The organism is Microbacterium sp. SORGH_AS_0421 (assembly GCF_030818635.1).
In the GTDB taxonomy this organism is placed as follows: domain Bacteria; phylum Actinomycetota; class Actinomycetes; order Actinomycetales; family Microbacteriaceae; genus Microbacterium.
This window is the reverse complement of sequence record NZ_JAUTAO010000001.1, coordinates 644,217-657,690: the sequence shown is the minus strand read 5'-3', so window position 1 is coordinate 657,690 and position 13,474 is coordinate 644,217. Positions and strand designations below refer to the sequence as shown.

The 13,474-nt window shown below is 69.1% G+C and carries 8 protein-coding genes; 3 read left to right on the top strand and 5 right to left on the bottom strand.

Annotated features, from left to right (window positions below):
• Nucleotides 1-46 precede the first annotated feature (46 nt).
• The 5 genes from QE416_RS03095 to QE416_RS03075 all read right to left on the bottom strand — a co-directional run bounded on the left by QE416_RS03095 (nt 47) and on the right by QE416_RS03075 (nt 6,729).
• Complete coding sequence (locus tag QE416_RS03095) at nt 47-1,768, bottom strand: glycoside hydrolase family 35 protein (RefSeq protein ID WP_307313402.1); 1,722 nt, start codon at nt 1,766-1,768, stop codon at nt 47-49.
• Between the two features lie 24 nt (nt 1,769-1,792).
• Complete coding sequence (locus tag QE416_RS03090; RefSeq protein ID WP_307313399.1) at nt 1,793-3,313, bottom strand: alpha-N-arabinofuranosidase; 1,521 nt, start codon at nt 3,311-3,313, stop codon at nt 1,793-1,795.
• A gap of 74 nt (nt 3,314-3,387) precedes the next feature.
• Entirely contained in the window at nt 3,388-4,728 is a 1,341-nt protein-coding gene (locus QE416_RS03085) for a sugar ABC transporter substrate-binding protein (RefSeq protein WP_210077022.1), read from the bottom strand.
• 145 nt (nt 4,729-4,873) lie between these two features.
• A complete protein-coding gene (locus tag QE416_RS03080) occupies nt 4,874-5,809 on the bottom strand; it encodes a carbohydrate ABC transporter permease (protein WP_373458832.1) in 936 nt (311 codons plus the stop codon).
• Nucleotides 5,806-6,729 (bottom strand): carbohydrate ABC transporter permease, encoded by a 924-nt coding sequence (locus QE416_RS03075; RefSeq protein ID WP_267788282.1) that lies wholly within the window; start codon nt 6,727-6,729, stop codon nt 5,806-5,808. The genes QE416_RS03080 and QE416_RS03075 overlap by 4 nt, the downstream gene beginning before the upstream one ends.
• A 110-nt stretch (nt 6,730-6,839) precedes the next feature.
• Here QE416_RS03075 and QE416_RS03070 point away from each other — a divergent pair, with 110 nt between their 5' ends.
• From QE416_RS03070 to QE416_RS03060, 3 genes are all read left to right on the top strand, one after another.
• Nucleotides 6,840-7,886, top strand: a complete 1,047-nt coding sequence (locus tag QE416_RS03070; protein WP_267788281.1) for a LacI family DNA-binding transcriptional regulator — start codon at nt 6,840-6,842, stop codon at nt 7,884-7,886.
• 148 nt (nt 7,887-8,034) lie between these two features.
• Nucleotides 8,035-11,925: a glycoside hydrolase gene (locus QE416_RS03065; protein WP_307313396.1), complete on the top strand. Its 3,891-nt coding sequence runs from the start codon at nt 8,035-8,037 to the stop codon at nt 11,923-11,925.
• 180 nt (nt 11,926-12,105) lie between these two features.
• Complete coding sequence (locus tag QE416_RS03060) at nt 12,106-13,152, top strand: NAD(P)-dependent alcohol dehydrogenase (protein ID WP_307313394.1); 1,047 nt, start codon at nt 12,106-12,108, stop codon at nt 13,150-13,152.
• Nucleotides 13,153-13,474 lie beyond the last annotated feature (322 nt).

Sequence of the window (13,474 nt, the reverse complement as noted above, 5' to 3'; positions counted from 1 at the left end):
GCGGGATCGGCCTGTTCTCGGCGCACGCGCCTGTTCTCGTGACGGACTACTCCTCGAGCTGCCCCAGCGACGGTTCGGCGACGAAGCGGGCGACGGTCTCGACCGCGTGCTCCAGCTCGAGGACGACGATCTCGTTCGCACCCGCACGGGTCGCGGGACCCGGGATGTAGAGCGTGTTCTGCGGCACGTTGTTCCAGTACCGGCCGAGGAAGAAGCCGTTGACGAAGGCGTAGCCCTTGCCCCACGAGGTGGTGTCGAGGAACAGATCGGCGGGCACGTCCAGGTCGAACGAACCGCGCAGCAGCACGCGGCCCACTGAACCGGCTCCCGTTCCTTCCGCGGCTTCCAGGGCGACGGGCGTCGCCGTCCAGCCCGTGAGCGTCTCGCCGTTCAGGGTGACGGGTCCGAACAGCCCCTTGGCCTCGCCGAGGCGATCGGCGTAGTTCACGCGGCCCTGGTCCTCGACGAGGACCGTGAGCCGAGCGCCCGCGGGGATCGTGAGGGCGCGCTCGTGCAGCGTCCGCGAGAGTCGACCCACGGGAGTGTCGTCCACGTGCACCCACGCCAGATCCCGCACCTCGCCGAACACGAGCGCCGCGGGACCCGAGAACGCGGGCAGCTCCACGTCGTACCGCACGAGCGGGCCGAGGTGGGCGATCTGCTCGAAGCTCGGCGGGTCGTCGGCGATGGCCACGGGGGTGGGGGCCGGCATCCAGTCTCCTTCTCCCGACAAGCCCACCTCGAAAGCGGGTGCCTGCGGGCGGGGAGCGGGGACGACCTCGGGCACCGGGGCGTACTTGGCGATGACGTCGCGGAAGGCGTGGAACTTCGCCGTCGGGTGGCCGGACTCGTCGATGGGGGCGTCGTAGTCGTACGAGGTGACGATGGGGTCGAAGCGGCCCTTGTCGTTCGCGCCGTTCGTGGTGCCGAAGTTCGTGCCGCCGTGCACCATGTAGATGTTCACCGAGGCCCCGGCGGCGAGCAGCACGTCGAGGTCGTGGGCGGATGCCGCGGGGTCGGTCGTGTGGTGGATGCTGCCCCACCAGTCGAACCAGCCGTCCCAGAACTCGCTGCACATGAGCGGGCCGGTGGGCTGGTGCTCGCGGAGGGTCGCGAGGCGCTCCTCCGACCGCGAGCCGAACGATCCGGTCAGGTGGAGGCCCGGCAGGCTCCCGGCCTCGAGCATCCACGGCATCGGCTGGTCGACCGTCGTCAACGGCACCGTGATGCCGGCGTCCTCGGTCACGCGCACCAGCTCGCGCAGGTACGTCTTGTCGGACCCGTAGGCGCCGTACTCGTTTTCGATCTGTACGAGCACCACATTGCCGCCGCGATCGATCTGGCGGGGCGCCACGATCTCGTAGACCCGACGCAGGTACTCCGACACCGCATCGATGAACTGCGGTTCCGAGCGACGGATGCCGATGCCCGGCGTCGAGGTCAGCCACACCGGCAGTCCACCGTTGTGCCATTCCGCGCAGATGTACGGGCCCGGGCGCACGATCGCGTGCAGGCCTTCCTCGGCGATTAGGTCGAGGAAGCGGCCGAGGTCGTTCCACCCCGTGGCATCCCACTCCCCGCGAACGGGCTCGTGGGCGTTCCACGCCACGTAGGTCTCGATGGTGTTGAGCCCCATGGCCTTGGCGGTGCGGATGCGGTCGGCCCAATGGTCGGGGTGGATGCGGAAGTAATGCAGCGTTCCGGAGATGACCTGGTGGGGCTTCCCGTCGAGCAGGAAGTCGGTCTCACCGATGGAGAAAGTCGTCACGATGTCTTTCGGGTTCTCAGGGGATCAGTCGACGAGGCGCGCGCGCAGGCGCACCCATGACAGAGCGGGGAGGGTGAAACGCAGGATGCCGTCGTCGCCCACCTCGACGTCGAGTCCGACGGGGGCGACGGGCTCGCCGTCGGCGGAATTGGTGGTGTGGCGGTCCCCGCCCTCGGGGATCGTGACGACCACGGCTTCGACGGCGTCGACCCGGCCGAGGTCGAGCTCGACCGGGGTCGGGGCCTCGAGGTCGCGGTGCACGAGGAACACCGACACCGTGTCGCCGTCAACGGTGGCGACCGTGTCGACGGCGTCGACCGGGCCGAGCCGCGGGGTGTCGATGGTGGCGCCGTCGACACGCGGGACGACGACGCGACCGGATGCCGCCTTGGCCGTGAGGGCGAAGGGGTGGAAGGTGGTCTGCCGCCAGGCTGCGCCGCCGTCGGGCTCGGTGCGGATGGGGGCGATGACGTTCACGAGCTGCGCGAGGTTCGCCATCGACACGCGGTCGGAGCGGCGGATGAGCGTGATCAGGAGCGAGCCCACGACGACGGCGTCGGTCACGGTGTAGTCGTCTTCGATCAGGCGCGGCGCGATCGGCCAGTCGCCCGTGAACACGCGCGGCTTGTCGACCTCGTTCCAGCGGGTCTGGTTCCAGACGTTCCACTCGTCGACGCTGATGCCGATCGGGCGGCCGCCGGGGGTCGTCGCCCCGACCTCGTCGATGATGTCGGCGACCTCGCCGATGTAGCGGTCCAGGGCGACTCCGCTGGCGAGGAAGCTGGCGGGGTCGGCGGGGTCTTCCTCGTAGTACGCGTGGACCGAGATGTGATCGATCAGTCCCGCGGTGTGGCGGAGCACGGTGCGCTCCCATTCGCCGAACGTCGGCATCTCGTGGTTCGAGCTGCCCGCGGCCACGAGCTCGACCGTCGGGTCGATGAAACGCATCATGCGTGCGGTCTCGGCGGACAGGCGGCCGTACTCGTCGGCGGTCTTGTGGCCGATCTGCCAGGGGCCGTCCATCTCGTTGCCCAGGCACCACAGGCGGATGCCGAACGGATCTTCGCGGCCGTTGTCGCGGCGGCGGTCGCTCAGAGCGGTGCCGGCGGGGTGGTTGGCGTACTCGAGCAGGTCGGCGGCCTCGGCCACGCCGCGCGTGCCGAGGTTGACCGCCTCCATGACCTCCAGGCCCGCGGCATCCGCCCACTCGGCGAACTCGTGCAGGCCCACCTGATTGGTCTCGGTGCTGTGCCACGCGGCATCCAGCCGAACCGGACGCTCCTCGCGCGGGCCCACACCGTCCTCCCAGCGGTAGCCCGACACGAAGTTGCCGCCGGGGTAGCGCACGACGGTGGCGCCCAGCTCGCGCACGAGCTCGAGCACGTCGGCGCGGAAGCCCTGGCCGTCGGCGGTGTCGTGCCCGGGTGAGTGGATGCCGTCGTACACGCAACGGCCCATGTGCTCGACGAACGAGCCGAACAGGCGGCGGGGGACGTCGGCTCCGACAGCGGTGCGGTCCACGACGATACGGGTGGGGGAGGTCATTCGGGTCTCTCCTGGCGAGGGAAGGGAAGGGGCGGGCCGCATGCGTGCACGCGGACCCGCCCCCGGGGAACTGCTTACTTGTTGACCGAGAAGCCCTGGTCGTTTCCGTACTGGACGAGCTGGTCCTGCCACGCGGTGAGGCCCGCGTTCAGGTCGCTCTTCTTCGAGTAGGCCTGGCCCACGGTGTCGCCGTAGATGCTGTTGGCGTACACCTGGAAGGGCAGGTAGCTCCAGCCCTCGCGGACCTCGCTCGAGGCCTGCGTCAGCACCTGGTTGATCTGCTGGCCGCCGAAGTAGTCCGACTTCTTGTCGACGAAGGCGGGGTCGCTCAGCTGCGCGGTGGTCGAGGGGAAGCCACCCGACTCGGCGAAGATCTTCAGGCTCTCGTCGTCGTTGTTGAGCCACTTGAGGAAGCCGGCCGCGAGCGCGGGGTTCTTGCTCTGCTTGGTCACGGCCTGGCCGCCGCCGCCGTTCTCGGCCGTCACGGCCTTGCCGTCGTAGGTGGGGATGGGGGCCACGGCCCACTTGCCCGAGCCGTCCTTGACCGAGGACTCCAGGACGCCGGGCATCCAGGCGCCGATCACGAGAGAGGCGATCGAACCGTCACCGAGGCCCTTGAACCACTCGTCGCTCCAGCTGGGGGTGTTGGAGATCAGGCCGCCTTCGATGAGACGGTTCCAGTTGTCGGCGAACTTCTTCGAGCCCTCGTCCTGAAGGTCGATGGTGACGTCGGTGCCCGAGGTCTTGAACGGGGTGCCGCCGGCCTGCCAGATCATGCTGGTCGTGAAGCCCGAGTCGCCGTTGTCGGCGGTGATGTACTTCGTCGGGTCGGCGGCGTGCAGCTTCTCGCCCGCGGCGACGTACTCGTCCCACGTGGTGGGGACGGCGATGCCGTACTGGTCGAAGACCGACTTGTTGTAGAAGAGGGCCATGGGGCCCGAGTCCTGCGGCAGGCCGTACAGCTTGCCGTCGAAGTTGACCGAGCCCCACGGGCCGGTCGCGTAGTCGTCCTTGAGGTCGGCGAAGCCGTACGACGACAGGTCGACCAGCGAGTCCGAGAGCGCGAACTGCGGGAAGGCGTAGTACTCGATCTGCACGACGTCGGGAGCGCCGGAGCCCGCCTTGATGGCGTTCTGGAGCTTGGTGTACTCCTCGGTGTTGGTGCCCGCGTTGACGTAGTTGACCTTGACCTTGGGGTACTTCGCCTCGAAGGCCTTGACCTGCGCCTCGGCCGAGGGGGTCCAGGACCAGTACGTGATCTCGCCGCCGGCCTCGAGGGCCTTCTCGATGTCGTCGGCCGATCCGCCGGCAGCACCGCCGGCGTTACCGCCCGAGCACGCGGTCAGCGCGCCGACCGTCAGGGCGGTGGCGGCGACGGCGAAGACGGCCCGCCGAGCGGCGGTGCTCTTGCGCATGAATGTCATCGGTTCCTTCACTTCGTTGTTGTGGAGTCGGGGCCGAGGCCCCGGGGGTGTTGTGTGTTCCGGGGCAGGACGCTCCGGTGGTGTGGTGTTGCGGGTCATCCGGGGGGATACCCCGGTCAGGGGGAGCTGGGGCGGATCATTCCTTCACGCTGCCGGCGGTCAGGCCCGACTGCCAGAAGCGCTGCAGCAGGAGGAAAGCCGCGACGATCGGGATGATCGAGAGCAGCGATCCGGTGATCACGAGGTTGTAGATGGGCTGCGCGGCGACGCCGGTCGCCTGCGCGTTCCACTGGTTGAGGCCGACCGTGAGCGGGTACCAGGCGGGGTCGCTCAGCATGATCAGCGGGAGGAAGTAGTTGTTCCAGGTCGCCACCACCGCGAACAGCAGCACGGTGACGATGCCCGGGGTGAGCAGGCGGATCGAGATGGTGAAGAAGGTGCGGAACTCCCCCGCCCCGTCCATCCGGGCGGCTTCGAGCAGCTCGGTGGGGATGGCGTCCGTCGCGTAGACCCAGATCAGGTAGAGGCCGAACGGGCTGATGAGGGAGGGGATGATGATGGCCCACGGGGTGTTCGTGATGCCCAGCTGGCTGAACAGCAGGAACGTCGGCACCGCCAGAGCGGTACCCGGAACGGCGATCGCGCCCAGGACGACGGCGAAGACCGCCTTGCGGCCGCGGAAGTTGTACTTCGCCAGGCCGTAGCCCGCGAGGGTGGCGAGCAGGGTCGCGCCACCTGCGCCGACGACGACGTAGAGCAGCGTGTTGCCGAGCCAGCGCAGGAAGATCCCGTCGCGGTAGGTCAGGGTCTGCACGATGTTGTCGCCGAGGGCGAAGTCGCTGCCGAACCACAGGCCGAACGTCGAGAAGAGCTCGGGCTGGGTCTTGGTGGAGTTGATGAGCAGCCACGCCAGGGGCACGAGCGTGTACAGCAGGTAAAGCGCCATGACGATGCTGAGGACCACGGACTTCTTGCTGTGCGTGGGGGAGCTGCGCGCGAAGCGGCGGCGCGTGCCCTGGCGGGAAGTGGTCACGGCCACGGTGTCGGTGCGGGGTGCGGTCGCGGTGGTCATCGCGCCTCCTGACGGGAGCCGCGCAGCTGCACGACGTAAGCGATGACGGCGGTGATGACGCCCATGATGATGGCGATCGTGGCCGCGTAGTTGTACTGCTGGCCGGCGAACGAGAGGTTGTAGGCGTACATGTTCGGCGTGAAAAACGTCGAGATCACGTTGGGTGCCAGGGGCTTGAGGATGTTCGGTTCGTTGAAGAGCTGGAAGCTGCCGATGATCGAGAAGATCGTCGCGATCACCACGGCGCCGCGGACGGCGGGGATCTTGATCGAGAAGATCGTGCGCCACGCACCCGCTCCGTCGATGGATGCCGCTTCGTACAGCTCGTTCGGAATGGTCTTCAACGAGGAGTAGAAGATGAGCATGTTGTAGCCGACAAACTGCCAGGTGACAATGTTGCCGATCGACAGCAGCATCCACTCCGGCAGGAACGGCTGCACGACCTGTCCGCCGAGGAGGTCGTTCAGGTTGCGGGTCAGACCGAACTGGTCGCCGTAGATGTAGCCCCACATGAGTACGGCCACGACGGCGGGCACCGCGTAGGGCAGGAAGATCACCATGCGGTAGAAGCCGGCGGCGTGGAGGCGCGCGCTGTCGATGGCGAGGGCCGCACCGAGCGCGAGCAGCAGCATGATCGGCACCTGCACCACGAGGAAGAGCAGGACGCGTCCGAAGCCGTCCCAGAACTTCGCGTCGCCGAAGGCGGCGATGTAGTTGTCGAGCCCCACGAAGGCGTTGCCGCCGATCAGCTGGTCGCGGAACAGGCTGAGGTACACCGAGTACGCCAGCGGTGCGAGAAAGACGAGCGCGAAGACCAGGGCGAACGGGAGGACGAACAGCCAGCCGCGGTCGTCGATTCGGGTGCGCCGCTTGCGCCGGGGGGTGCGCAGGGCGGGCGGGGGTGCCGCGGTGGTCGTCATCGTCCAGTGCCTCTTCGTTGGTGCGCATTTCGGTCGGGTGGCCGAGATGTTGACGTAAACATAACTCGACACCGCTAGTGTGTCAACGTCAACATTCCGAGGGAGCCTGCATGAGCGAGACGACGACGACGTCGACCGCGATCCCGACACGCGAGCGGCGGCGCGAGGTGTCGATGGCCGACGTGGCGGCAGCCGCGGGGGTGTCGGGTCAGACCGTCTCGCGCGTCGCCAATGGCCGCACCAACGTCGACCCCGAGACGCGCCAGCGTGTGCTCGATGCGATGTCGACCCTGGGGTACCGCCCGAACAGCGCCGCCCGCGCGCTGCGTTCGGGGCGCTTCCGCAGCATCGGCGTGATCATGTTCTCGCTGAGCTCGTACGGCAACACGCGCACCCTCGACGCGTTGGCGTCGATGGCCGCGGCATCCGGATACTCCATCACCCTCATCACCGTGCAGTCGGCGTCTCAGTCCGATGTGTCGGGGGCGTTCCTGCGCCTTCACGAGCACGCGGTCGACGGAATCGTGATCTTGATCGAGACCCACCGGCTCGGCGAGAACGAGCTCTCGCTGCCGACGGGGCTGCCGGTCGTCGTCGTGGATTCGAGCGCCGACTACCCCTACGCCGTCGTCGACAACGATCAGGCCCAGGGCGCACGCCTGGCCACCGAGCACCTGCTCGATCTGGGGCATGAGAGCGTGTGGCACGTGTCGGGACCGCCCGAGTCGTTCGCCGCGGAACGTCGCCGCGACGCATGGCGTTCGGCCCTCGAGGATCGCGGATGCCGTGTGCCCGAGGTGCAGATCGGCGACTGGACGGCCGAGTCGGGGCATCGCATCGGGCGGGAGCTCGCGGAGGATCCGGCCGTCACCGCCGTCTTCGCCGCGAACGATCAGATGGCGCTCGGCGTCATCCGCGCGCTGCACGAAGCGGGACGCGACGTGCCACGCGAGGTCAGCGTGGTCGGCTTCGACGACATGCCGGAATCGGCGAACTTCTGGCCGCCGCTGACGACCGTGCGCCAGCGTTTCGAACGCGTCGGCGAAGAGGCGATGAGCGCCCTCATCGCCGACATCGAGGGCGACGCGGGCGAGCACACCCGCACCCTGGTGCCCACGTCGCTGGTGGTTCGCGCCAGTTCCGGCCCGCGCCCCTGACTCGCGCGATCGGGTGCGGCCGCGCCGGGCGACACATTCCGCGCACCCGTTGCGGTCATCCATAGCGCTCCCTTAGGCTCGGTGTTGACGTCAACATGTTGACGTCAACACCCCCCACCTGAGGTCGCACCGCTGCGGCCGGATCGGAATGACGATGAAGTCAGCTCGACTGTTGTCGATGACCTGTGCCGTGGCGCTGGCCGCCGGCGCGATCACCGCCACGGCCGCCGTGGCACCTCCGCCCGCCGAGGCGGCCGCCGCCGCTCCCGTGCGCATCACCCCCAACCCCGCCACCGCCTCCGAGAAGCCGTTCGAAGGGTGGGGCACGAGCCTGGTGTGGTTCGCCAACGCGACCGGCAACTACCCGGCCGACGTCCGCCAGAAACTCTTCGACGCCGTCTTCGGCGACGACGGGCTGAACCTCAACATCGCGCGCTACAACATCGGCGGCGGCAACGCCTCCGACGTCCCGTCGTACCTCCGCCCCGGCGGCGCGGTGCCCGGTTTCTGGAACCCCGACCTGAAGGCGACCGATGCCGAGGGTGCGATCACGTCGAACTACGCCGATCGCGAGCGCTACAAGGCGGCCTGGAACCCCGACGACCCCGCCGCCTACGACTTCACCAAGGACTCCGCCCAGCGGTGGTGGCTCGACGCCCTGAAAGGTAAGATCACCCACTGGGAGGCCTTCAGCAACTCCCCGCCGTACTTCCTCACGCAGAGCGGATACGCCTCGGGCGGCATCAACAACGCCACGAGCGAGCAGCTCGCCACCGCCGACATGGACAAGTTCGCCGGCTACCTCGTGAACGTCGTGGACGAGCTCGAAAAGGCCCACGGCATCACGTTCGACACCATCGACCCGTTCAACGAGCCGAACACGAACTACTGGCAGACCCAGATCCCCGACGGCGCGACCTGGCCGACCGGTGGGCGCCAGGAGGGCGCCCACATCGGGCCTCAGGCGCAGGATGCCATGGTCAAGGCCCTCGCGGCCCGCCTCGGGCAGTCGAGCACCACCACCGACGCCGTCATCTCGGCGATGGACGAGACCAACCCCGGGATCTTCGCGACCAACTGGAACACCTGGTCGGCGCAGTCCAAGAGCCAGGTCGACCAGCTGAACGTGCACACCTACGGCACCGACGGTCGACAGGTCGTGCGCGACATCGCCAAGGCCGCGGACAAGCCGCTGTGGATGAGCGAGGTCGAGGGCAACTGGACCGCCCAGGACAAGGGCTTCGTCACCGACGACATCGAGAACGGTCTCGGCATGGCCCAGCACATCGTGGGTGACCTGCGCGAGCTCGAGCCCGACGCCTGGGTGTTCTGGCAGCCCGTCGAAGACCTCTACAACATGGAGAAGGTCGAGAAGCTCAACTGGGGCAGCGTCTTCATCGACTTCGACTGCAACGCGCAGGGGCAGTCGGAGCGTCGACTGAAGGACGGCGACGCCGACCCCTCGTGCCGGGTGCTGACGAACGAGAAGTTCAACACGGTGCGCAACTTCACGCACTACATCGCGCCCGGTGACCACCTCATGGCCACCGACAACGCGCAGTCGACCGCGGCGATCGACGCCGACGGACAGGGCGCGACGATCGTCCACGTCAACGCCGAGGCCGCCGAGCGCACCGTGCAGATCGACCTGCGCGATTTCGGTACCGTCGCCCCCGGTGCGACCGTGACCCCGATCGTCACGACGCAGTCGACGGCCGACGCGCCGTCGGTCAACGCGTTGAAGACGGGGCAGCCGGTCGCCGTCGACGCGGCATCCCGCACCGCGACGCTCACCATCCCCGCGAAGTCGGTCGTGACGTTCGAGATCGACGGCGTCTCGGGGGTCTCTGCCGACGCCGCCGCGTTCCGCAACGGTCAGACGGTGCAGCTGACGGGTCTGCAGAGCGGCCTCGCCCTCGACGGCGCTTCGAACCTCGCCGTGCGCACCCTCGCCACCACCCCCGACGCTGCCCGCGCCCAGTCGTGGACGATTCGCACGATCGATGGTGAGGGCACGAACCGTCACCGGTTCACGCTGCAGAACGGGACGGGGAAGTTCCTCGCCTCGAGCGGCACCGGCACGGCTCTCGTGGATGCCGACCCGGCTGCGGCCGCGACCGATCCGGCATTGCAGTGGATGGCGTCGACGACCGACGGGACGTACTTCTCCCTGTTGAACGTTGCGAGCGAACGCGTGCTCGACGTCAACGGGGCGAGCACCACCCCCGGTGCCTCCGTGGGACTGTGGACCTCCAACGGCGGCGGAAACCAGCAGTGGCGCATCGCCGGGACCTCGATCATCGGGGCCGAGCCGGTGTCGGTTTCGACGGGCGTGGGCGTGAGCCCCACCCTGCCCGGTACCGTCACCCTGCGCTACGCCGGACCTACCCTGCGCAGTGCCGCGGTGAGCTGGCAGACCGACGGCGTGGACTTCTCGCGCCTGGGCACCGTCCAGGTGCGCGGGACCGGCACCGACCTGTTCGGTAACGCCTTCGAGGCCACGGCCACGGTCGAGGTGGGCCCGTACACCGCCACCCGGCCGGCATCCGTCACCGTTCCCGCCGGCAGTGCGCTCGACGTGGTGCGGAGCCAGGCCGACGGCAGCGTGCAGGCCGAGCTCAGCCCCTCGGGCTCCGGCTTCTGGGTTCCGGTCCAGTGGAGCTGGGACGGGCTCACCGACGCATCCTTCGCTCAGACGGGGACCGTCGAGGTGACGGGCATCGCAACCGGGCCCAGCGGCGAGAAGCTCGACGCGCGCCTGACGGTCATCGTCACCGCGGCGTCGGAGCGCAACGTCGCCCCGCAGAGCCAGCCGTCGGCGACCTTCACCGAGAGCTCGCAGTACGGCGTCGCGAACACCATCAACGGCAGTTCGACCGACAAGGGCTGGTCGAACTGGCGCTCGGGCACGAAGAACGAGCAGGACACGCTGAGCTACGCGCTGAAGCAGCGCGAGACCCTCACGCACGTCGCCGTGCAGTTCTACCGCGACGGCAACACCATGAGCTGGCCCGCGACGATGCGTGTGGACCGTCGCGTGAGCGGCGGGGAGTGGATCCAGGGCGATCTGGTGACCGTGCCCACCCCCTCGAGCGGTGCGCCGAAGGTCGATGTGCCGGTCACCGGCGCTGCCGACGAGGTCCGCGTGGTCATGAACGCCCGTTCGCAGACGCACATGATCGTGTCCGAGGTCGAGATCTTCGCGGCGGCTCCGGCTCCCGCGGGCATCGCCGATCTCGCCCGCCTCACCGTCGGTGACACGGCGGTCGAGGGGTTCGCCCCCGACGTGCTCGACTACACCGTCTCGTCCACGGGCGCGGCATGGCCGACCCTGCACGCCCTGGCCGTCGACGAGGACGCGAGCGTCGTCATCACCCAGCCCGGCGCGTCCGAGTCGGCCGACACGGCACGGGTGGCGGCGCTCGCCGCGACCGGCGGCGTCGGAACCGTGCAGGTCACGGCCCCCGACGGCACCTCGCGCACCTACTCGGTCACCGTGAACCGGACCGTCGGCGTCACCAGCGTCACCGTGACGGGCGAGCCCCGCGTGGGCTCCACCCTGCGGGCGACGGTCGTGACCGATCCGGCCGAGGCGGCCGCGGCGTACTCGTGGATGCGCGACGGCGTCGCCATAGACGGTGCCACCGCCGACAGCTACGCGCTGACGGCGGCCGACGAGGAGCGTCAGATCACCGTCGAGGCGACCGCGACGGCGGCCGGCTTCGCGGCGGGCACCGCTCGATCGGCTGCGGTCGTCCCCACGGCGGCGGTGTCCGACCCGGGGACGGGCGGCGGAACGGACGGCGGATCGGGAACCCCGGGCGCCGGTACCGGCTCCACCGGACCGGGTGCCGGAGCCGGCAACGGCTCGCCGGCGGGCTCCGCGAACACCGGAGCGGGCTCTGCGGCGAACGGGCGCGACCTGGCCACCACCGGCCAGAACACCGAAGGCGTGCTCGTCCTGAGCATCGGAGCGCTCGTCCTGCTCCTGCTCGGAGCCGGGGCGGTCGTGCTGAGGCGTCGCCGCTCTCACGTGTGACTCTCTGAAACCGAAGGCCGTGTCGGTCGCCTCCCCGCGACCGGCACGGCCTTCGGCGTCGCCGAGGGGCCGGGGTGCCGGCATCCCTTCCCCTTCGCGCACATCCGTGCAACCCCGAGCCGTGCGGCCCCGACCCGGGGGAGGATGGATGCATCCGCATCGACCCTCCTGAGGAGAACCATGCACGTCAATGCCTACGCGGCGTCGTCCGCGACCTCGCCCCTCGAGCCCACGACCATCGAGCGTCGTGACGTCGGCCCGAAGGACGTCCTGATCGACATCGCCTACGCCGGCATCTGCCACTCCGACATCCACACCATCCGCGGCGAGTGGGGCAACGTCCCCTACCCGCTGACCGTGGGCCACGAGATCGTCGGCACGGTCGCCGAGGTCGGTTCCGAGGTCACCAGCCACAAGGTCGGCGACCGCGTCGGCGTCGGCTGCATGGTCAACTCGTGCCGCGAATGCGAGAACTGCCTCGCGGGCGAGGAGCAGTACTGCGAGAAGGGCAACATCGGCACCTACGGGGCCAAGGACGTCGACGGCACGATCACCCAGGGCGGCTACAGCGAGAAGATCGTCGTCGACGAGCACTTCGTGTTGCGCGTTCCCGAGTCGATCCCCTACGACAAGGCCGCCCCGCTGTTGTGCGCCGGCATCACGACCTACTCGCCCCTGAACCACTGGAACGCGGGCCCCGGCAAGAAGGTCGCCGTCGTCGGTCTCGGCGGTCTCGGCCACATGGCCGTCAAGATCGCCCACGCCATGGGCGCCGAGGTCACCGTGCTCTCGCAGACGCTCAGCAAGAAGGACGACGGCCTGAAGATGGGCGCCGACCACTACTACGCGACGAAGGACGAAGAGACCTTCGACAAGCTCAAGAAGAACTTCGACCTCATCATCAACACCGTCAGCGCCCCGCTCGACCTCAAGCAGTACCTGGGCCTTCTCGCCCTCAACGGCACGATGGTCAACGTCGGCGCCCCGCCCGAGCCGCTGCCCATCCAGGTCTTCACCCTGTTCACCAACCGCCGTTCGTTCGCCGGTTCGTCGATCGGCGGCATCCGCGAGACCCAGGAGATGCTCGACTTCTGCGCCGAGAACGGCATCGCGCCCGAGACCGAGCTCATCTCGGCCGACCAGATCAACGAGGCCTACGAGCGCGTGCTGAACAGCGACGTGCGCTACCGCTTCGTCATCGACGCGAAGACCTTCGCGCCCGCCTGACCCCGGCTCCGGCCCCGGATGCCACGGCCCCGACGTTCGCGAGAGCGTCGGGGCCGCGGCGTTCCCGGCGTTCCGCCTGGGCTCGTCGGCTCATCGACTCGTCGCCCCGGTTCGGCCCGCGCGCGTACCGTCGTGCGGAGTGCGTGCCGGACACGCCGGCTACGCGCCTCGGCATCCCGGCGTTTTCCCTCCAGCTCCGCCCGAAGGTACCGACCGGCTCCGCCCGACGGCGCCGACCGAGTCCGCCCGACGACGCCGTCCGCGGGCGGGCACCGCGCGTACCGTGGTGCGGAGTGCGTGCCGGACACGCGGGCTACGCGCT

What these genes read in the sequence shown, in the direction of transcription:
- QE416_RS03090 (WP_307313399.1), bottom strand. Translation starts at nt 3,313, where the DNA reads ATGACCTCCCCCACCCGTATCGTCGTGGACCGCACCGCTGTCGGAGCC.
- QE416_RS03085 (WP_210077022.1), bottom strand. Translation starts at nt 4,728, where the DNA reads ATGCGCAAGAGCACCGCCGCTCGGCGGGCCGTCTTCGCCGTCGCCGCC.
- QE416_RS03080 (WP_373458832.1), bottom strand. Translation starts at nt 5,809, where the DNA reads ATGACCACCGCGACCGCACCCCGCACCGACACCGTGGCCGTGACCACT.
- QE416_RS03075 (WP_267788282.1), bottom strand. Translation starts at nt 6,729, where the DNA reads ATGACGACCACCGCGGCACCCCCGCCCGCCCTGCGCACCCCCCGGCGC.
- QE416_RS03070 (WP_267788281.1), top strand. Translation starts at nt 6,840, where the DNA reads ATGAGCGAGACGACGACGACGTCGACCGCGATCCCGACACGCGAGCGG.
- QE416_RS03065 (WP_307313396.1), top strand. Translation starts at nt 8,035, where the DNA reads ATGACGATGAAGTCAGCTCGACTGTTGTCGATGACCTGTGCCGTGGCG.
- QE416_RS03060 (WP_307313394.1), top strand. Translation starts at nt 12,106, where the DNA reads ATGCACGTCAATGCCTACGCGGCGTCGTCCGCGACCTCGCCCCTCGAG.